This window comes from Georgenia sp. Z1491, assembly GCF_049856175.1.
Lineage (GTDB): Bacteria > Actinomycetota > Actinomycetes > Actinomycetales > Actinomycetaceae > JB111.
Window position 1 is genome coordinate 34,608 of record NZ_JBNDNA010000002.1, and the last position, 19,100, is coordinate 53,707.

General features: G+C 72.6%; 16 protein-coding genes. 9 read left to right on the forward strand and 7 right to left on the reverse strand.

What is annotated here, in order from left to right; genetic code table 11:
* The first annotated feature begins 54 nt into the window (after positions 1–54).
* From ACPYO4_RS02660 to ACPYO4_RS02670, 3 genes are read left to right on the forward strand one after another with little or no spacing between them, the layout of a single operon-like run.
* On the forward strand, positions 55–1,125 hold the full coding sequence (locus ACPYO4_RS02660) for an ABC transporter substrate-binding protein (protein ID WP_425707668.1): 1,071 nt from the start codon (positions 55–57) through the stop codon (positions 1,123–1,125).
* Complete coding sequence (locus tag ACPYO4_RS02665; protein ID WP_425707669.1) at positions 1,118–2,227, forward strand: adenosine deaminase family protein; 1,110 nt, start codon at positions 1,118–1,120, stop codon at positions 2,225–2,227. Before ACPYO4_RS02660 ends, ACPYO4_RS02665 begins: the two co-directional genes overlap by 8 nt.
* Positions 2,228–2,281: 54 nt before the next feature.
* On the forward strand, positions 2,282–2,965 hold the full coding sequence (locus ACPYO4_RS02670) for a histidine phosphatase family protein (protein ID WP_425707670.1): 684 nt from the start codon (positions 2,282–2,284) through the stop codon (positions 2,963–2,965).
* Between the two features lie 33 nt (positions 2,966–2,998).
* On the opposite strand, the gene ACPYO4_RS02675 is transcribed toward ACPYO4_RS02670, so the two are convergent.
* The 7 genes from ACPYO4_RS02675 to ACPYO4_RS02705 form a co-directional block, all read right to left on the reverse strand.
* Entirely contained in the window at positions 2,999–3,457 is a 459-nt protein-coding gene (locus tag ACPYO4_RS02675) for a hypothetical protein (RefSeq protein WP_425707671.1), read from the reverse strand.
* Positions 3,458–3,972: 515 nt separating this feature from the next.
* Positions 3,973–5,028: a PfkB family carbohydrate kinase gene (locus ACPYO4_RS02680; protein WP_425707672.1), complete on the reverse strand. Its 1,056-nt coding sequence runs from the start codon at positions 5,026–5,028 to the stop codon at positions 3,973–3,975.
* On the reverse strand, positions 5,025–6,515 hold the full coding sequence (locus ACPYO4_RS02685) for a purine-cytosine permease family protein (protein WP_425707673.1): 1,491 nt from the start codon (positions 6,513–6,515) through the stop codon (positions 5,025–5,027). Before ACPYO4_RS02685 ends, ACPYO4_RS02680 begins: the two co-directional genes overlap by 4 nt.
* A gap of 126 nt (positions 6,516–6,641) precedes the next feature.
* The gene (locus ACPYO4_RS02690; RefSeq protein ID WP_425707674.1) at positions 6,642–7,667 is read right to left on the reverse strand and encodes an ADP-ribosylglycohydrolase family protein; all 1,026 of its coding nucleotides are present in this window, start codon (positions 7,665–7,667) and stop codon (positions 6,642–6,644) included.
* Entirely contained in the window at positions 7,664–8,431 is a 768-nt protein-coding gene (locus ACPYO4_RS02695; RefSeq protein WP_425707675.1) for a GntR family transcriptional regulator, read from the reverse strand. The genes ACPYO4_RS02690 and ACPYO4_RS02695 overlap by 4 nt, the downstream gene beginning before the upstream one ends.
* Positions 8,432–8,489: 58 nt before the next feature.
* Positions 8,490–9,572 (reverse strand): FecCD family ABC transporter permease, encoded by a 1,083-nt coding sequence (locus ACPYO4_RS02700; protein ID WP_425707676.1) that lies wholly within the window; start codon positions 9,570–9,572, stop codon positions 8,490–8,492.
* Positions 9,569–10,753, reverse strand: a complete 1,185-nt coding sequence (locus ACPYO4_RS02705) for a FecCD family ABC transporter permease (protein WP_425707677.1) — start codon at positions 10,751–10,753, stop codon at positions 9,569–9,571. The genes ACPYO4_RS02700 and ACPYO4_RS02705 overlap by 4 nt, the downstream gene beginning before the upstream one ends.
* A gap of 97 nt (positions 10,754–10,850) precedes the next feature.
* Here ACPYO4_RS02705 and ACPYO4_RS02710 point away from each other — a divergent pair, with 97 nt between their 5' ends.
* From ACPYO4_RS02710 to ACPYO4_RS02735, 6 genes are all read left to right on the forward strand, one after another.
* The gene (locus ACPYO4_RS02710) at positions 10,851–11,906 is read left to right on the forward strand and encodes an iron-siderophore ABC transporter substrate-binding protein (RefSeq protein WP_425707678.1); all 1,056 of its coding nucleotides are present in this window, start codon (positions 10,851–10,853) and stop codon (positions 11,904–11,906) included.
* Positions 11,907–11,958: 52 nt separating this feature from the next.
* The gene (locus tag ACPYO4_RS02715; RefSeq protein ID WP_425707679.1) at positions 11,959–12,951 is read left to right on the forward strand and encodes a siderophore-interacting protein; all 993 of its coding nucleotides are present in this window, start codon (positions 11,959–11,961) and stop codon (positions 12,949–12,951) included.
* Between the two features lie 317 nt (positions 12,952–13,268).
* Complete coding sequence (locus tag ACPYO4_RS02720; RefSeq protein ID WP_425707680.1) at positions 13,269–13,880, forward strand: O-methyltransferase; 612 nt, start codon at positions 13,269–13,271, stop codon at positions 13,878–13,880.
* Positions 13,881–14,083: 203 nt separating this feature from the next.
* Complete coding sequence (locus ACPYO4_RS02725; RefSeq protein ID WP_425707681.1) at positions 14,084–15,292, forward strand: acetamidase/formamidase family protein; 1,209 nt, start codon at positions 14,084–14,086, stop codon at positions 15,290–15,292.
* Between the two features lie 640 nt (positions 15,293–15,932).
* Entirely contained in the window at positions 15,933–17,213 is a 1,281-nt protein-coding gene (locus tag ACPYO4_RS02730; RefSeq protein WP_425707682.1) for an alpha-hydroxy acid oxidase, read from the forward strand.
* A gap of 226 nt (positions 17,214–17,439) precedes the next feature.
* Positions 17,440–19,011 (forward strand): FGGY-family carbohydrate kinase, encoded by a 1,572-nt coding sequence (locus tag ACPYO4_RS02735; protein WP_425707683.1) that lies wholly within the window; start codon positions 17,440–17,442, stop codon positions 19,009–19,011.
* Positions 19,012–19,100 lie beyond the last annotated feature (89 nt).

A 19,100-nucleotide genomic window follows, 5' to 3' on the forward strand; every position in this document is an offset into this window, starting at 1 on the left:
CCGAAAGACCCGAGCCACCCGCCCGTTCCCGTGGCACCCGAAAGGACCCCTGACATGCGGACCCTCCCAGCGCGCCGACTCCTCGGAGCCGCGACCGTCACCACCCTTGCCGCGGCCGGGCTCACCGCCTGCGGAGGCGGCGACGAGGCGGCCGACGAGAACAGCATCGTCGTCAGCACGTTCCCGTTCAATGTCGAGCCGTTCACCGAGGCGGTGATCGACCCGTTCACCGAGGCCACCGGCATCGAGGTGGAGATCGACACCGGGTCCAACGCCGACCGCCTCTCCCAGCTCCAGCTCGACCAGGGCGACTCCGGCATCGACGTCATGCTCATCTCCGACACCTACGCCGCCATCGCGCAGGAGGACGAGCTCTTCCAGGAGGTCTCGGCGGACGACGTCCCGAACCTCGAGGCGATCGCGCCGTTCGCCGTCGAGGAGGGGTTCACCGGCCCGGCCTACAGCTACCAGCTCAACGGGATCATGTACGACACCGACGCCCTGAGCGCCGACGAGGCCGCACAGTGGGAGATCTTCGCCGACGAGGCCAACAGTGGCCGGCTCGTCCTGCCGGACATCGCGGTCACGGCCGGGCAGCTCACGGTCTCCGGCGTCGGGGAGGTGTACGGCACGGGCCCCTACGACGTCGACACCGCCTTCACGACGATGGCCGAATGGACGCCGAACATCCTCCAGTACTACGGCTCGAGCACCGAGATGACGAACCTGCTCACGCAGGGGGAGATCGTCGCCGGGGCCGCCCTCAACGGGTTCGCCACCGACCTCGTCGCCGCCGGTGAGCCCGTGGCCTGGACGCCGCCCGCCGAGGGCCGCTACATGGCCACCAACCGGGCGATGATCCCCACCGGCGCGCCCAACCTCGACGGCGCTCACCAGTTCATCGACTACCTGCTCTCCGCCGAGGCCCAGCAGGCGTCCGCGGAGCTCGTGGGGGACCTGCCGGTCAACCTCGACGTCGAGCTGCCGGAGGAGCTGACCGCCGTGGTCGGCGACATCGGCGACGACCCCGAGGCCGCCGGCTACGCGACGCTCGACCCGGCCGAGATCACGCCCAACCGGGGCGAGTGGGTCGAGCGGTTCGCGCGCGAGGTGGTCGGTGGCTGACGTGACCGACGCTCACGACTTCCTGCGCAGGCTGCCGAAGGTCGATCTGCACTGCCACCTGCTCGGGACGATCCGGCCGTCGACCTTCGCGGATCTTGCCCGGCGCGAAGGGTTGGACCTCCCGGACTCGCCGGAGCGGATCTTCGCCGACATCAACTCCCGTCCGCCGGACCCCTCGCTGTACCTGAACACGCGGATCCGCATGCCGCAGGGGCCGAGCGAGGACGAGCCGGAGACCTCGTACTCGCTGTTCCAGGCCTCCGACTGGGTGCGGCAGGCGCTGCGCGAGCCGGACGACCTCACCCGGATCGTCTACGAGGCGCTCGAGGACGCGCACACCCTCAGCGGGACCCGGCACGTCGAGTTCTCCATCGACATGCCGCCCCCGCAGATCGAGGCCCTCGGCCACGGGCCGATGGTCGAGGCCTACGCCGAGGGGATCCGCCTGGCCGAGCGTGACCTGGGGATCACCGCCCGGATGCTCGCCGCGATCGACCGCTCCGGCACCGGCGAGGAGGCGCTGGAGTGGATCCGTACCGTCGTCGACCACCCGCACGAGTACCTCGTGGGCATCGGGCTGGACAACCTCGAGAACTCCGGGCCGCCGGAGCGGTTCGAGGCGGCCTACCGGCTCGCCGGTGAGGCCGGGCTGCGGCGCACCGCCCACACCTCCGAGCACGTGCCGTCGGCGCGCAACGCCGTGACCTGCCTGGACGTGCTGGGCTGCGAGCGGCTCGACCACGGCTACTTTGTGCTCGAGGACGACGACGTGGTGGCGCGCATGCGCGACGAGCAGATCGGGTTCACGGTGGTCTCCACGACCTCGCGTCGGTCGTGGCGTCCGTGGCGGCGGGCGTCGATCCGGGCGATGATCGACGCCGGTCTCAACGTCTACCCGGCGTCGGACGACCCCGGGATGTTCCCGACGACGCTGCTGGACGAGTACCGGATCCTGCACGAGCAGGTCGGGGTGGGGCTCGAGCAGCTGGCCGACATGGCGCTCGCCGGCATCGAGGCCAGCTGGCTGCCCGAGGAGCAGAAGGACCTGCTGCGCACGGAGTGGCGGGCGACGGTGTCACCGTCGTCATCTCACGACGAGTGAGCAGTTTTCTGCCTGGCGAGTGAGCAGGATTCTGTCACTGCCAGCGTCGCGGTGGTGCTGCTGACCTGCGCCTACCGCCCCGCGCGTGACTCCCCGTGGACGACCTCCCGTGGCGTGGCGGGCGTGCGCAACCTCTACGTCGTCACCCACCCCGAGGCCACGCATCACGTCGACCGCCTGGTCGGCGGCTGGTACGACTCCGAGCTGACGGAACGCGGCCTGGCGGCCTCGCGGGCGCTCGCGACCAGGGTTCGCGGGCTCGTCCCCGAGGGCGCGACGGCGGAGGTCATCAGCTCCGACCTGCGCCGCACCGCGCAGACGGCGCAGGTCATCGGTGCGGCTCTCGGCGTCGAGCCGGTCCTCACGGCCGACCTGCGCGAGCGCTCCTACGGGGAGGGCGAGGGGCGCCCGCAGGCATGGCTCGACGAGCGGTACGTGCCCGCGCCGGCGATGGGCGACCGGATGACCCACGACCACGGGGTGGCCGGCGCCGAGCGCACGATCGACGTCGCCGGCCGCGTCTACCGGGCGATGGACCAGGTCACCGCCCGCGACTGCGAGCACCAGGTAATCGTCACCCACGGCGCGGCGCTCACCTACGTGATCGCCGCGTGGATCAAGATGCCGCTCGACGCCGCCGGGCACGTCGCGTTCCGGGCGACCAGCGGGGGACTCACCCACCTGCGCGAGCACCCCCGTTTCCGCAGCCGTGAGGTGGTCACGCTCAGCAGCGTCTGAGGTGGCCTGCGCCGGACTCGCGCGCTCCGGTTCTCAGCTCCCGACCGGCGCGGCCGGGATGCCGCCGTGGCCACCGACCACCTTCATCGTGAACACTGGTCCGAACCAGCGTTGCCGCGAGCTGTCGGTCGCGAGGTCCACCAGGCTCAGGGCGGCGGCGACGCCGTTGGCGATCAGGCGGCGGCCGGGTGAGCGGGGAGCGAGGCGCTCCAGCGCGACGGTGCTCGCGACGGCGGTCGAGCAGCGCAGTCCCGCACGCCTCCAGGATCCTTCGCCCAGCAGCGGCAGCGCGAACGGCTGGACGTGGACCAGGGCGAAGGTGAGGCGCGAGCGCATGGCCTTCATCGAGTAGCGCTCGCGGGTGGCCGGGAGCTGGAACGCGACGAGCCCACCGACGAGGTCGAAGGCGACGGCGCCGACGAGCGAGCCGCGCAGCCAGCCCGATCGTCGTGCGGTCCGAACGCCGACGGCGAGGGCCGAGGCGGTCGCCACGCCCAGTACTGCGGCCGACTCGCCGCGGCCCAGCGGGCCCACCAACGACGTCCACGCCGAGGCGGGGCGCGTCGTGTCGGCGGGGCGGGTCGAAGCGCGTCGTGCGGGCGAGAACATGGCTGCCTCTCAGGTCGGGATGTCGTGGTCGGCTGTGCGGTGGGAGCGGCTGAGCCGTGCGGCCGTCGCGGACCGGATGCTCAGCGGTGCGGAGCGCGAGGTGCTCCGCCTCGGTCGATTCGGCACGTCGTCGACCCCTGCTCACGAGGCCGTCGACGAGGAGCCCCAGGACGATGCCGAGCGTGACTGCGACGGCGGCGTCGAGCAAGCGATATTCGTCGGACCGGTGGCCGGCGAAGGTCCCGATGCCGAGGCGCACGCCCGTCCTCCGGCGACCAGCCGGTTACACGTTCTTCGAGACGATGGGTGGTGTCTCGAGACGATGGACCCGGGGCATGTTCTCGAGACACCACCCATGCTCCCGACGCGAGCAGCGGGCAGGGGAGTGGGCCAGGCGGTCAGTCGCGGGTCAGCAACTGGTCGATCTCCTCGGCCGTCGGCGACGTCGCCGGGCCGCGGCGGGTGACCGCGATGCCGGCCGCGACGTTGGCCCGCCGCACCGCCTCCGCGAGCGGCACGCCGGCGGCGAGGTCCGCGCACAGCACGCCGGTGTGGGCGTCACCGGCACCGTTGGTGTCCACCGCCTCGACGTCGATGCCCGGCACGTGTACCGCAGCCTCGCCCGGCCGGGCGACCCAGCAGCCGCCCGCCCCGACGCGCACGAGTACCACCGCCTCGAGCTCCCGGCTCAGGGCGGCGGCGAGCTCGTCCGCACCGACGCTCGCCACGTCAGTGCCCGCCGCACCGGCGCCCGCAGCGTCCTCGGGCACATCCGCAGGATTCCGCTCTCCCGCGCCGTCCCGCTCACGGAGCACCCGCCCCGCGAGGATGCCGGCCTCGCGCTCGTTGACCGACCACAGCGTCGCCGCGCCGCGCGCCGCCGCCAGCGCCTCGCCCGCCACCTCACCGATGACCGGCGAGGCGTCGACGACGACCTGCGCCGCCTCCGCCATTCTCGGCAGCGCCCGGGCAAGCATCGCGGCGTTGTCGGGGTGCAGGAGCGAGTAGCCGCTGACGTAGACGACGTCGCCCGGCCCCACCGGTACGCCGTCGAGTGCGTCCACCGCGACGTGTCCCTCCGCGCCGAGGGTGGAGACGAAGGTGCGCTCGGCGTCGTCGTCGACCATCGCCACGCAGAACCCTGAGTCCACCGACGGGTGCGCGTCCAGGAGCAGCTCGACCCCCTCGCCTGCGAGTGCGCGTCGCACCTGATCGCCGAACGGGCCGGTGCCGTGACCGCCGGCGTAGAGCACGTCGGCGCCCTCGCGGCGGGCGGCGGCCATGACGTTGAAGCCGCCGCCGACGAGCATCGCGTGCTCCCGCGCGAACACGTCCTCGCCCGGGCGCGGCACGGCGCCGACCTGCATGACGACGTCGACGATCGCCTGCCCCGTGTGGATCACCCGGGCCGGACGGCCGGGCACCTCGGCTGCACCCCCGACGCGGGCCGTCATCGCGCGGCCACGGACGGGTCGCGGCGGCCGGCGCGGGCACCGCCGAGCGCGGCGTAGAGCCCGGCCGAGATGACGAACGTGGCGACCCACGCGAGACCGTTGGAGCCAATCCAGGTCTCGGCGAGCGCACCGGTGAACCACACCTCGTCGGAGCTGACCCGCGCGGTTGTGAAGAGGAAACCGACGACGATCGCCACCGCCCACGCGAGCGTCGAGCGCCACTCGAACCCTGCGCGATACCAGTAGCCCGAGGCGCGGGTGAGGTCCATGAGGGAGTCGGAGTGATAGGTGCGGCGCCCGATCATGTCGACGACGAACACGCCCACCCACGCCGTGATCGGCACCGCGAGCAGCGAGATGAACGTGATGAACGGGCCGTAGAAGCTCTCCGAGACGAGCATGAAGTAGATGGCGCCGATCGTGGTGACGACGACGTCGAGGATGACGGCGTTGACCCGCTTGATCCGGATGCCCAGGGTGAGCGTGGTGAGGCCCGCCGAGTAGACGGACAGGTGGTTCGACAGCAGCAGGCCGCCGAACGCGGTGACGAGGTAGGGGATCGCCACCCAGGCCGGCAGGACCGAGCGGACCGCCGCCACCGGGTCGCCGGCGCTCGCGAGCCCGGAGTCGCCGGCGCCGAGGATCGCGCCGAGACCGATGATGATGACCAGCGGTATGCCGGCCCCGGCGGACGCCGAGGCGATGAGCGACCCGGCCCGCACGCGGGGCGACTGGTAGCGGGCCATGTCCGCGCCGGCATTCGCCCAGCCGATGCCGGTGCCGGCCGCGATCGTGCCGACGCCGATGATCACGGCGGAGGCCGGCCCCGCCGGGGCCGACAGGACGAGGTCCCAGTCCACGGTGGTCACCAGGTAGGCGGCGACGAAGATGTTGAGCGCCCCGAAGATCCACGTGGCCCACTTCTGCACGGCGACGAGGAAGGCGTGGCCCATGCCGGACACCGCGACGGTGCAGACGACGAAGATCGCGATGCAGACCAGGGCGAGGACCGGGCTCTCCTTGGCGTCCGGGTTCGTGCCGAGCACCAGGGTGGACAGCGAGAGCAGCGCGAACGCACCGGTCGTGGTGTTGACGGTCTCCCAGCCGAGCCGCGAGGCCAGCGAGACGATCGTCGGGCCGATGTTGCCGCGCACGCCGAAGATCGCCCGGGACAGGGTGAGGCTCGGTGCGCCGCCGCGGCGGCCCGCGATCGAGATGACGCCGACGATCGCGAAAGAGCCGAACGCGCCGAGCACGGCGGCGATCAGGGCCTGCCAGATGTTCATGCCCAGCGCCACGAGCGTGACGCCGAGCGGGATGCCGAGGATCGACAGGTTGGCGGCGAACCACACCCAGAACAGGTCGAGCGGGTTGCCCTGCTGCTCCTCGACCGGCACCGGCTCGATGCCGCGCTGCTCGTACTTCGACAGGATCACGTCCTGGGCCTGCTCGGCCGCGGTCGGTGAGGCGTCGTGGTTCGGGGACATCGTGCACCCTTCGTTGGATGGTCCGGGGAAGGACGGGTGGGCGCCGGTACGCGCCGGCGGATCGTCGGTTCCGGGTTGTTCGGGTAGTTCGGAGTCGTTCGGGTTGGTCGGGCGGTGCCCGGTGCGTCAGGCGGGGTCCGGTGCCGCGGGGGCGTGCGACCGGCGCAGTGCGAGCAGCTCGTCCGTGACGCCGGCGAGGTCGAGGTCGGAGACGGACGAGACGGTGGCGACGTCGTCGGCGGGGAAGCCGGCGGGCCCGTGGGTGGCGCCGAGGATCGCGCCGGCCATCGCCGCCACGGTGTCCGTGTCGCCGCCGATGGTGGCGGCGAGGCAGAGGCCGCCGTAGGGGTCGTCGCGGAACCGGTTCGCGATGACCAGAGCGCTGACGACCGACTCCTGGGACTGCACCGACGTGCCGACCACGCCCACGAGGAAGTCCGCCAGGTCGGCGGTGCTCATGGCGTGGGTGGCACGCAGCGCCCACCCGGCGCGGTCGGGGATCGAGGCGCCCGCGACCCAGTGGCCCATCGCCTCCGCGCGGCGGGCCAGGTCGAGGCCGTAGATCAGCGCGTCGTCCGGTGCGGCGCCGTCGACCGCGGCGGAGACCGCCCCCGCGACGGCGGCCGCTCCGGACAGGCCGAGCCCCGTGTTGTGCGTGACGAAGCTGAGGTCGTGGACGGCGCGGAGCAGGGCGTCGGGGTCCGCGGACGGCACCGCCACGGCCACCGGTGTCACCCGCATCGCCGCGCCGTTCGTCGTCCCGCCGGAGCCGGTCTCGGACGGGTCTCCGCCGTCGGCGATCGTCGTGATGGCCGCGGAGGTGGAGGGGCCGAGGAGGTCGAGCGAGCCCTTCGCGCGCATCCGTCCCTCCCAGGCCATGAGCGCGTCGGCGAAGGCTCGGGCCGCCACCTGGCCGTCACCGTCGACGAGCAGCCGGGCGACGAGGAGGGCCTGCTCGGTGTCGTCCGTGACCGAGCCCGCCGGCATGCCCGGGGCGATCGGCTGGTCGGCCGGGCCGTCGACGAGGCCGGTGATCGGCCCCAGCTCGCGGGCGATCCGCTCGCGGGACATCGACTGCGTGGGCATGCCGAGCGCGTCGCCGAGCGCGAGGCCGGTGAGGGCGCCGAGAGCGCGGTCGTGCAGGGTGGTCATGCGGGGGTGTCTCCGAACGTGAGGTGGAGGCTGAAGTGCGCCGGGTCGAGGAAGGACTCGACGTGCTCGACGACGCTGCCGTCGGCCGAGTAGGACAGCCGCGTCGTGCGCAGCACGACGGTGCCGGGGGCGTGCTCGAGGTGCGCGGCGACGTCGCCGGACGTGGGCACGACCCGCGCGTCCTGCGTGCCGTGGTGCGCGACGAGGCCCGCGCTGCGGAGCGTGGCCGTGAGGGAGTCGTCGACGAGGCCGGTGGTCGGGAGGTCGCGCAGCGGGCCGGTGGCGGGCACGACGGCGCGCTCGTAGGAGATCGGGCGGCCGTCCAGGAGGCGTCGTCGGGCAAGGACGACGACGTCGCGGCCGGCGAGCTCGGGCGGCACGGCGTGTGCCGGGGCGGCTGTCGGGTGCGCGGGGCCGGGTGGGGGCGTGGCGCTGGCCGCGGGGACGAGCGTGATGCCGAGGATCTCGGTGGTGACGGCGGCGCCCGCGTCTGTCAGGGCGCGCGCCCAGCCGACGTCCGGATCCAGCGGGCTGCCGTCGAAGGTGACGAACGAGCCGAGCCCCGCGCGGGTGGCGATGAGGTCGCGGCGCTGCAGCTCGGCCAGGGCGCCGCGGACGGTGCCGCGCGAGACGCCGAACTCCGCGGCGATTCCTGACTCGCTGTCGAGGCGCTCGCCGGCACGCAGCGCGCCGGCGCTGATGCGCGCGGACAGGGCGGCGACGATGCGCTCGCGCTGCGTCATCGCAGCCGGGGGACCGGACATGCTGCACATGTTCATACCTGTTCACTTCGCCTGTCAAGGCCGTGCCGCGACCGAACGCTCACCGCCCCTTCCGCGGCTCCGCCGCCAGCAGCCACGCCAGGTACGCCCCGCCGAGCACCACCGTCACGGTGCCCACGGGTACCGGCTGCGCGAGCGTGTGCTGCGCCAGCAGGTCGGCGCCGAGCAGCACGAACGCCCCGGTCAGCGCGGAGTGCACGAGCGGGATGCCCGGGCTGCGGGCCAGCCGACGCGCGATCTGCGGCGCGGACAGGGCCACGAACGCGATCGGCCCGGTCGTCGCGGTGACGAGCGCGGTGAGCAGCACGCCCACCCCGAGCACGAGCAGCCGCGTCCGCTCGACGTGCACGCCGTGGGAGGCGGCCACGTCGTCGCCGAGCTCGAGCTGCCGCATCGGCCGCACGGACAGCAGGAGCAGCGGCAGCGCGGCGAGCACGACCGAGACGGCCGGCACGACGTCTGACCAGCTCGCCAGGCTCAGCGACCCCGACCCCCAGATCGCCGCCGTCATCGCCTGCTCGGTCTCGGCGCGCAGGAGGATCCACGAGTTGACGGCGTGCAGCGCGGCCGTCACGGCGATCCCCACGATGATGAGCCGGAACCCCTGCACGCCGCCGCGCCACGCGAGCAGGTACACGAGCACCCCCGTGCCGAGCCCGCCGAGGAGCGCCCCGCCCGTGGCCCCGACGAGTCCGCCGCCCACCGCGACCGTCGCCACGAGTACGCCCGTGTACGCGCCGGTGGAGAAACCGATGATGTCCGGCGAGCCGAGCGGGTTGCGCGTGAGCGTCTGGAACAGCGCGCCGGCCACGGCCAGTGCGGCCCCGAACACCAGCGCCGCCGACACCCGCGGCAGCCGCCACTCGAGCACCACGGTCGACGCGAACCCTTCCTGCCCCGTCGCCGCGCGCAGCACCTCCACCGGCGTCAGGGGGAGGTCACCCACGCCGAGCGCCACCACGGTGAGCGCGAGGAGGGCCGCTGCGAGCGCGAACCCCACCACGACCGGACGACGACGACGCCTCCGCGTCACCCGCCCTCCGCCCGGTGCGAGCTGGGTGGTCGCGACGCCACCGGGGCGGGCCGCTGCGCCGCCGTCGTTCGTCGTCGGGTCTGCGCTCACAGGGACAGCGCCTTTCGCCGTCGGGCGAGGGCGACGAGGACCGGCGCGCCGACGAGCGCGCTGACCAGTCCCACCGGCATCTCGCCCGGCCACACGACGAGGCGGGCGAGGATGTCCGCGCCGATCATGAGGACCGGGCCGAGCACGAGGGACAGCGCGAGCACCCAGCGCTGGTCGGCCCCCGCGAACCGCCGCGCGGCGTGCGGGACCATGAGGCCGATGAAGGCGATGGGTCCGGCGATCGCCGTCGCGCCGCCCGCGAGGACCGTGATCGCGAGGACGCTGAGCGCCCTCGTCCGAGCGAGGGACACGCCGAGGGAGGCGGCGACGTCGTCGCCCATCGCCACCCCGTTGAGCGCCTTGCCGAGCAGGAGCGCGAGGACGAGACCCGGGAGCAGGAGGGGAGCCACCGAGCCGACGACGTCGAGCCCCCGCCCCGACAGGATGCCCGCCTCCCAGACCTGGAGGGCGTTGAACGTGCGCGGGTCGGACAGGCGCAGCGCGCCGAGGATCCCGGAGAGCACCGCGCTGAGCGCCACGCCCGCGAGGACGAGCCGCACCGGGTCGACGCGCCCGCCGCCCGTGCGGCTGATGAGCGTGACCGCGACCGTCGCGAGCAGCGCGCCCAGCAGCGCGAACCACACGTAGGAGCTGGGGTCGGACAGGCCGAGCAGCGAGATCCCCATCGCGACCGCGAAGCTCGACCCCGCCGACACCCCCAGCAGGCCGGGCTCCGCCAGCGGGTTGCGGGTGAGCGCCTGCATGAGCGCTCCGGCCACGGCGAGAGCGGCCCCGACGGCGGCGGCCGCGAGCGTGCGCGGGAGCCGCAGGCCGGTGACGGCGTGCTGGTCTGCCGCCGAGACGTCGCCGCCCGTGAGGGCCGCGAGCACCGTGGGCAGCGGGACGTGGCTGCTGCCGACGACGATGCTCAGCACGCCGAGCACGAGCAGCAGCGCGAGCGCGACGAGGAGCGCCACCACCCGGACCCGCGTGGCCGACCCGCCGGGGCGGGGGGCGACGTCGCCGGGGACGAGGGGCGCGACGGCGTCGGCCGGACGGGTGTAGGAGGCCTCGGGAACCGGGGGCGTCCCGTCGGGGGCGGGACGGGTGGAGCCATCGGCGGTCGGACGGGTGGCGCCACCGGTGGGCGTGACGGCGTCGCGCCGTGACGAGTGTCCCATCGTGACCGTGCCCCATCCTTTGTGCCTTAGGTGAGCCTCACCTTAGTGTGGTGCCGGGTCGTTGTGGCCCGCAGTCCAGGTCGACAAGGAGACACCGATGTTCCGTACCCGCCCCGTGCGTCGCGCCCGCACGTTCGGCCTCGCGCTGGCCGCGGCCCTCGCTCTCACCCTGACGGCGTGCGGCGACGACGACGGTACAGCCGACGACTCCGGTGGTGGCTCCGCGGGCGGCGGCGCGTCCGAGGCTGGGTCCGACGGCTCGGCCGACTCGCGCGAGGCGTTCCCCGCGACGGTCGAGACCGAGTTCGGCGAGGTGACGATCGAGGAGCGCCCCGAGCGCGTCGTGGCGCTGGGCTGGGGCGACGCCGAGGTCGCGCTCCAGCTCGGCGTGCAGCCCGTGGGCGCCTCCGACTGGATCGGCTTCGACGACCCGACCGGCGTGGGCCCGTGGATGGAGGGCGCCTACGACGAGCCGCCCGAGATGTTCGGCACGATGGAGCTGTCGTACGAGGCGATCGGCGCGCTCGAGCCGGACCTCATCCTCGACGTCCACTCCAGCGGCGACCAGGAGCGCTACGACCGGCTCAGCGACATCGCCACGACCGTCGGCGTCGCCCCCGGCGGGGGCGACTACCTCACCGCCGGCGCCGAGCAGCTCGAGATGATCGCCACCGCACTGGGGGAGGGCGACCAGGTCGAGGACATCCTCGCCGAGCAGGACGCAGCGTTCGCCGAGGTCGCGGAGGCGCACCCCGGCTGGGAGGGGCAGACGGTGACCGTGGGGTCGCGGACCTCCGAGGGCTGGGGTGCCTACACCGCCGCCGGCAGCCGCGTCGAGTTCATGACCGAGCTCGGGTTCGTGCCCAACCCCGAGGTCGAGGAGCTCGCCGATGAGGGCAGCTGGAGCGTCTCGCTGTCCGACGAGCAGCTCCCCGTCCTCGACGCCGACCTCGTCATGGCCACCCCCATCTGGATCGACCCGACCGAGATCACCGACGACGCCGGCTGGCTCGCCATCCCCGCGGTCGAGGACGGCCGCTCGATCGTCATCGACGACGAGGTCTCCGACGCCTTCGCCCTCGCCACGCCCGTCGCCCGCCTCCACGCGCTCGAGCAGCTCGAGCCGCTCATCGAGGAGGCGCTCGGTGAGTGAGGCGTCTGTGCGTGAGGCGAGGGTGCGTGGGGCGTCGGGACGGTCGGCGAACGTGACCGGGACGGGGGGTGCCGACGTCGTCCCCACGCGTGCCTTCCGGACCACGGTGGCGCGCCGGCGGCGGCTCTCGCCGAGCTTCGTGCGCGTGACGCTGACCGCCGACGAGCTGGAGCACGTCGGCCCGCAGGGGACGGCGGCCACGCCCGAGGCGGCGGCTGTCTCCCCGCCGGCCTGGGACCAGCGGATCAAGGCGTTCCTGCCGAGGGCCGACGGGACGTTCCCCGAGCTCGGGCTGTTCGCCGACCCGCCGGCATCGATGATGGAGTGGTACACCGCGTGGCGGCAGCTCGACGACGACGAGCGCAACCCCATCCGCACCTACACGATCCGCGCGATCCGCACGGACCGGCGGGAGATCGACGTCGACTTCGTCCTCCACGTCGACGACGACGGCACCTCGGGCCCCGCTGCCGCGTGGGCCGCCGGGGCGCGGGAGGGGGACGACCTCGTCGTCATCGGTCCCGACCGTCGCGCGTTGGCGAGCAGCGGCGGCATCGAGTGGAGCCCCGGCGCCGCGCGCGACGTGCTGCTCGCCGGCGACGAGACCGCGGTCCCCGCGATCTGCGCGATCCTCGAGGCGCTGCCCGCGGGGTTCCGCGGCGAGGCGTACCTCGAGGTGCCCTCCGGCGAGGACGTGCTGGACGTGACGACGGCGTCGGACGTGGCGGTGCACTGGCTGCCCCGCGACGGCGCGCCGCTCGGTCAGCGCCTCGACGCCGCCGTGCGCGACTGGGGCCGCCGGCGCGTGGCCGGTGGTGGTGCCGGGTCCGGTGCTGGCGCTGGTGGTGACGGTTATGTCGAGCTCGACCCTGACGGGCAGCTCTGGGAGGTCGCCGAGCCGGGCGACGCCGGGCTGTACGCCTGGCTCGCCGGCGAGGCGGGCGTCATCACGACGATGCGCCGCCACCTCGTCAAGGAGCTGGGCATGGACCGCGGGCGGGTGTCGTTCATGGGCTACTGGAAGCGCGGCCGCTCCGAGACCTGACCTGCCGGCCGGTCAGCGCCAGGGGCCGAACCATCCCTGGCGAGTGAGGGGACTTCTGCCTGGCGGGTGAGCGGGCTTCTGCCTGGCGAGTGAGCGGGGGCGCGCCGTCGTGGGACGTTGTCGCCGAGCCGGTCGGTGATCCGCTGAGGCAGTTCCCCGCGTCGACTAACTCGGCACTTATCCGGTTGACTCACCGATCGACCCCTCCGATCGACCCCTCCGATCGACCTCTCCGATCGACCTCTCCGACCGACCGCCCCCACCGACCGACCCTGACGAAGGACGACCCCATGCCGCGCGACGCCCACAGAAGCAGGATGATCACGGACCCGCGGGTGCTGGCTGTCCTCGACGAGCTCTACGAGCGCGAGCGGCACATCGACTGGGCCGACTACGCCTGGCACCCCGACCCGCACCGCCACACGGAGACCGGCTTCTCGCTCAGCCCCGAGCAGGGCGACCAGCTCTACCTGCTGGCGCGGCACGGGCGGGCGAGCAACGTCGTCGAGTTCGCGACGTCGCTGGGCTTCGCCACGATCTACCTCGCGGCCGCGGTGCGCGACGCCGGCGGCGGCACCGTCCGCACCGCCGAGCTCGTGCCGGAGAAGGCGGAGCGGGCGCGCGCGAACGTCGAGCGCGCGGGACTGGGGGAGTACGTCGAGTTCCTCGTCGGCGATGCGCGTCAGACTCTGACCGGCGTCCCCGACGGCGTCGACCTCGCGCTCATCGACGGCTGGGCCCCCGACGTCTCGCTCGAGGTGCTGCGCGTGCTCGAGCCGAGGCTGCGCAGCGGCGCGCTCGTCTACAACGAGAACCTCGACGAGTCGTTCATCGACCACGTGCGGGGCGAGGGCAACGGGTACCGGAGCCTCACGCTGCTCAGCGGCTCGGAGTACAAGCCGAAGGGCGAGCTGGCGCTGCGACTCTGACGCGCCACCGCCCCTTCCTGCGGCGACGCTTCCTCGATACGGTCGGTGGCGTCGGGGTCGTCGTGACGGGGAGCACAGGAGCCACCGTCGACAGCGGGGGACCCCGACGTCCACCCGGCGACCGACGCACGAGCAGGCACACCTCCCTGATCAACGACGAGCCAGCGGTGCGCGGCGTCAGCTTCTCGACAAGGAGGCACGACATGACCGACTCGACAGACTTCACGCGCTCCGGCGTCTCCCGCTTCAAGGACCGCGACCTGGGCGTCCAGCGGTTCCGGTGCGAGGTCGGGGTCCCGCTGGCCGAGCAGAAGCATCTCGGTCACAACCGGTGGCACCCGGACATCCCGCCGCTGGTCGAGGTGGGACTCGGCGACGAGGTCATCCTCGAGAGCGGTGGCTACGACGACTATCAGCTCAAGGACGTCGACGACGACGCCGACATCCACACCTTCGACCTCACCCGCACCCACCCGCTGACCGGCCCGGTGAAGGTCGACGGAGTCAAGAAGGGCGATCTCCTCGTCGTCGACATCCTCGACGTGCTGCCGCTGTCCGGCATCGGCTACTCGAACATCCTGCCCGGCATGGGTGGCCCGCTCGCCGCCCAGTTCCCGCAGGGGTTCAAGACGATCTGGGACCTGCACGGTACGTACGCCACGAGCCGGCAGATCCCCGGCGTGGAGATCCCCGCGATCAGCCACCCGGGCATCATGGGTGTGGCGCCGTCGCACGAGCTGCTGCGGATCTGGAACGAGCGCGAGGACCCCCTGATCGCCGACGGTCTCGCCGGGCCGCGGTCGGAGGCGATCGACACGTCCGTGCTGCGTGACCTCGAGGGCGACGAGTGGCGGCGGGTCGCCGAGGCCGCCGCCCGCACCATCCCGCCACGGGAGAACGGCGGAAACATGGACATCAAGAACCTCTCGCGGGGCTCGCGCGTCTACTACCCGGTGTTCGTCGACGGCGGCCTGTTCTCCTCGGGCGACTTCCACTTCGCCGAGGGCGACGGAGAGGTCACCTGGAACGCCATCGAGATGGACGGGGTCGGCTGGTACCGGTTCGGCGTGATCAAGGACGGGATGGCCCGCTACGGGGTGAGCACGCCGATGTTCCGGCCGTCCCCGTTCGACCCGAACATGGGCACGCGGTACATCTCCTTCACCGGGCTGTCGGCCAGCGGGTCGGAGCAGAAGTACCTCGACACGACGATGGCCGCCGTCCAGGCCCTCGAGCAGGCGATCGAGTACCTGGGGAAGTTCGGCTACACGCCGGAGCAGGCCTACACGATCATCTCGGTCGCGCCCTGCGAGATGCACGTGGGCGGCATCGTCGACATCCCCAACGCGGCCGTGGTCCTCAAGGTGCCGGTGGACATCTTCGACAAGGACATCCTGCCGCAGCCGGAGTAGGAACTCCGTCCACCCCACACGACGTCGAACCCACACGACGTCGGCGAGTCGATGTCCTACGCCGAACCCACACGGAGTGCGTCGAACCAGGTGACGCCGTGAGTGCGGTCGACGGAGGACCTGTGGGCTCGGCAGGAACACGTGGGCTGGGCGTCGAACGACGGTGGGGCGGTGACCGATCGTCAGCTGGTCACCGCCCCACCGCCCCACCGCCCGGTGGCATGACAGGTCGAGCTCGCCAAGTGGCCCACCCGCCGAGGTCGACAGGTCGAGATCGCCGCGGGAGGGCCACCGAGCGCCTGGTCGGCGCGGAAGAGCCGAGTGTTCCGGCGCGTGCGGCTACCGACGCGAGTCCTCGCACGTGAGTGCACGGTCAGCTCGCTCGCCCCGTTCGCGTCGTCCGTCGTGGCATGAGCGCGGTGACCGGAGAGAGGTTGAGCCGAGTGCCGTTGGGCAGCTTCTCCTCGATTCGCTGCGCGACCGGCTGCGCGAGCCGCACGGCTGACGTGCCGCGCTGCTGACGTCCAGTGCGGCCCGGCACCGCCCACCACCGCCCGGCCCGTTGACGACGGCCCTACTACAGTGGATCGCGTCCGGCCCGAGCCGAGGGGCGCGGCATCGACGGTCAAGGAGGCCCGCAGTGGTCGAACGGCAGATCCCCCGCCCCAGCGAGATCTTCGAGCTGGTCCAGCTCCGGCGCCCCAGCCTCGACCTCAAGAGGCGCAGGCTCGAGTCGGCCCTCACGATCGAGGACCTCCGCCGGATCGCCAAGCGCCGCACGCCGGCCGCGGCCTTCGACTACACCGACGGCGCCGCCGAGGACGAGCTGTCGCTGGCGCGGGCCAGGCAGGCGTTCCGCGACGTCGAGCTGCACCCGGCGATCCTCAACGACGTCACCCACGTCGACACGAGCACCACGATCTTCGGCGGGCCTTCCGCCATGCCTTTCGGGATCGCGCCCACCGGTTTCACGCGCCTCATGCAGACCGAGGGCGAGAGCGCCGGAGCCGCGGCCGCCGGCGCCGCGGGCATCCCGTTCACGCTGTCCACGCTGGGCACCACGTCGATCGAGGACGTGGCCGCCGCGAACCCGGGCGGGCGGAACTTCTTCCAGCTCTACGTCATGCGCCAGCGAGAGACGTCCTACAACCTCGTCGAGCGGGCGGCGGCGGCCGGCTTCGACACCCTGTTCTTCACCGTGGACACCCCCGTGGCAGGGGCCCGCCTGCGCGACGCCCGCAACGGGTTCTCGATCCCGCCGCGCCTCTCGCTGCGCACCATCGCCAACGCCGTGCCCCGACCCTGGTGGTGGTACGACTTCCTCACCACCCCGAAGCTCGAGTTCGCGTCCCTGTCCTCGACCGGAGGCACCGTCGGCGAGCTGCTCGACTCGGCGATGGACCCCTCGATCGGGTGGCACGACCTCGAGACGATCCGCGGCATGTGGCCGGGCCGGCTCGTGGTCAAGGGTGTGCAGACCGTGGAGGACGCGCGCCACCTCGTGGACCTGGGCGTGGACGGGATCGTGCTGTCGAACCACGGCGGCCGCCAGCTCGACCGGGCGCCCGTGCCGTTCCACCTGCTGCCGGAGGTGGTGCGCGAGGTCGGGCACCACACCGAGGTCGCGCTGGACACGGGGATCATGCACGGCGCCGACGTCGTGTCGTCGATCGCGCTCGGCGCGAAGTTCACGTTCATCGGCCGCGCGTACCTCTACGGCCTCATGGCCGGCGGGCGCGACGGCGTGGACCGGGCGATCGCCATCCTGTCCGAGCAGATCGAGCGGACGATGCGGCTGCTGCAGGTGGGCTCGCTCGCCGAGCTCGAGCCCAGGCACGTGACGCAGCTGCAGCGGTTGGTGCCGCGGGAGATTCCGCGGGCGGTGCCTGGTGCGGTGCCGACCGAGGTGTCGGGCGCGTGATCGAGCCCGTCGCGGCTCGAGAGGTCCATCGAGTCAATCGGGCATCTATCGAGTCAGCGCCCGCGGGGAATCGACTCGAGCGTTACCCGATTGCCTCGGCGCAGACGCCCGAGTCCTGCCAGCGCGCACCACTGCTCAGAAGTGCGTAGAACAGTGCTCGGACCAGCGCGCACGGGCCCACGCCTAGCATCGAGGAGCAACGACGCGAGCGCCTGGGGAGGCCCCGATGGAGAAGTACTTTGCCGGCATCGACGCCGGAACGACCGGCACCACGGTGATGATCTTCGACCGCGACGGCAACGTCATGAGCAGCGGGTACTCCGAGTACCGGACGAAGCATCCCCATCCCGGGTGGGTCGACCAGGACATGCACGAGCTGTGGGACGGCCTCTGCGCCGCCGCGAAGCAGGCCACCAGCCGGTTCCGCGGCGACCTCTCGCGCATCGTGTCGATCGGCGTGTCCTCGCAGCGCGGGTCGTTCGTCCCCGTCGACGAGAACTGGGAGCCGCTCATCGACGCCATCGTGTGGTCGGACGGTCGCGCCACCAGGGAGACGCAGTGGATCAACGACGAGATCGGCTCTGACGAGTACTGCCGCATCACCGGCCTGAACCCCTCGAGCCTGTGGGTCTACCCGAAGCTGAAGTGGCTCAAGGACCAGCGCCCGGAGGTCTACGACCGGACGTGGAAGATCGTCAACGGTCACGAGTGGATCCTGCACCGCCTCGGGTCCACCGAGCTCTTCGCGAACCCGTCGGCGCTCAACTACAACGGCATGTTCGACATCACCACCCTCGACTACGCCCCCGAGCTCTTCGACCGCGCGGGGCTCGACATCGACCTCATGCCCCCGATCGTCCACGAGCTCCGGCCCGTCGGTGAGGTCTCGGCGGCCGGGGCGCTGGCCACCGGCTTCGCCGAGGGCACCGTCCTGGCCCCGGGTGGCGGCGACCAGCAGTGCGCGGCGGTGGGCTCCGGCGTCAACAAGGCAGGCATGGCCGAGCTGTCGCTCGGTACGGCCGCGGTCATGGTCGCGCAGCTCGACGAGGCGCCCGACATGGTGGCGAACCTCGACGGCGGCGTCTCCTTCGGCGCGCACGCCATCCCGCACCGGTGGGACATGGAGGGCACCGCGCACGCCGCAGGCGCCGTCCTGCGCTGGTGGCGCGACACGTACGGCCAGCCCGAGGTCGCGGCGGCCGAGGCGCTCGACGTCAGCCCGTACGAGCTGATCTCGCTGGAGGCCTCGCACGCGCCGGTCGGCAGCGACGGCCTGCTGTTCTTCCCCTTCTTCAACTCCCAGGCGAACCCGCACTTCCACGACAACGCGCGTGGCGGCATGCTCGGCCTGACCCAGATCCACACGCGCAAGCACGCGGCCCGCGCCGTGCTCGAGGGGGTCATCTACGAGCTGCGCATGGCCGTGGAGGCGATGGAGGGCGCGCTCGGGCGTCCGTTCGACACGATCCGGCTCTCGGGCGGCGGCGCCAAGTCCGTGTTCTGGACCCAGATGCAGGCCGACATCTACGGGCGGCGGGTCGAGCGGCTCAAGGTCTCCGAGTGTGCGGTGCTCGGTGCGGCGATCCTCGGCGGGGTCGGCTCCGGCGAGCTCACCGACGTCGACTCGGCGATCGACGCGATGGTGCACACCCACGGCTTCGTCGACCCGGACATGGAGGCGCACGCCGTCTACAGCGACTACTTCGAGATCTTCGAGAAGGCGTTCCTCGCGCTGGTCGAGGCCGACGTCTACAACGACCTCGCGAAGGTCAACACGCGCCACAGCGGCGAGGACTGAGCCGGGAGGGGCGGCGCCCGGGAGGGCGCCGCCTCGTCCGGGTGGGGCTACGGCCCGACGGCGAACGGCAGCCGCTCACCACGTCCGGG

Excerpts from the sequence above, each read along its gene's own strand:
- ACPYO4_RS02710 (WP_425707678.1), top strand. The coding sequence starts at position 10,851 with ATGTTCCGTACCCGCCCCGTGCGTCGCGCCCGCACGTTCGGCCTCGCG.
- ACPYO4_RS02660 (WP_425707668.1), top strand. The coding sequence starts at position 55 with ATGCGGACCCTCCCAGCGCGCCGACTCCTCGGAGCCGCGACCGTCACC.
- ACPYO4_RS02695 (WP_425707675.1), bottom strand. The coding sequence starts at position 8,431 with ATGTCCGGTCCCCCGGCTGCGATGACGCAGCGCGAGCGCATCGTCGCC.
- ACPYO4_RS02735 (WP_425707683.1), top strand. The coding sequence starts at position 17,440 with ATGGAGAAGTACTTTGCCGGCATCGACGCCGGAACGACCGGCACCACG.
- ACPYO4_RS02680 (WP_425707672.1), bottom strand. The coding sequence starts at position 5,028 with ATGACGGCCCGCGTCGGGGGTGCAGCCGAGGTGCCCGGCCGTCCGGCC.
- ACPYO4_RS02725 (WP_425707681.1), top strand. The coding sequence starts at position 14,084 with ATGACCGACTCGACAGACTTCACGCGCTCCGGCGTCTCCCGCTTCAAG.
- ACPYO4_RS02685 (WP_425707673.1), bottom strand. The coding sequence starts at position 6,515 with ATGTCCCCGAACCACGACGCCTCACCGACCGCGGCCGAGCAGGCCCAG.
- ACPYO4_RS02705 (WP_425707677.1), bottom strand. The coding sequence starts at position 10,753 with ATGGGACACTCGTCACGGCGCGACGCCGTCACGCCCACCGGTGGCGCC.
- ACPYO4_RS02690 (WP_425707674.1), bottom strand. The coding sequence starts at position 7,667 with ATGACCACCCTGCACGACCGCGCTCTCGGCGCCCTCACCGGCCTCGCG.
- ACPYO4_RS02720 (WP_425707680.1), top strand. The coding sequence starts at position 13,269 with ATGATCACGGACCCGCGGGTGCTGGCTGTCCTCGACGAGCTCTACGAG.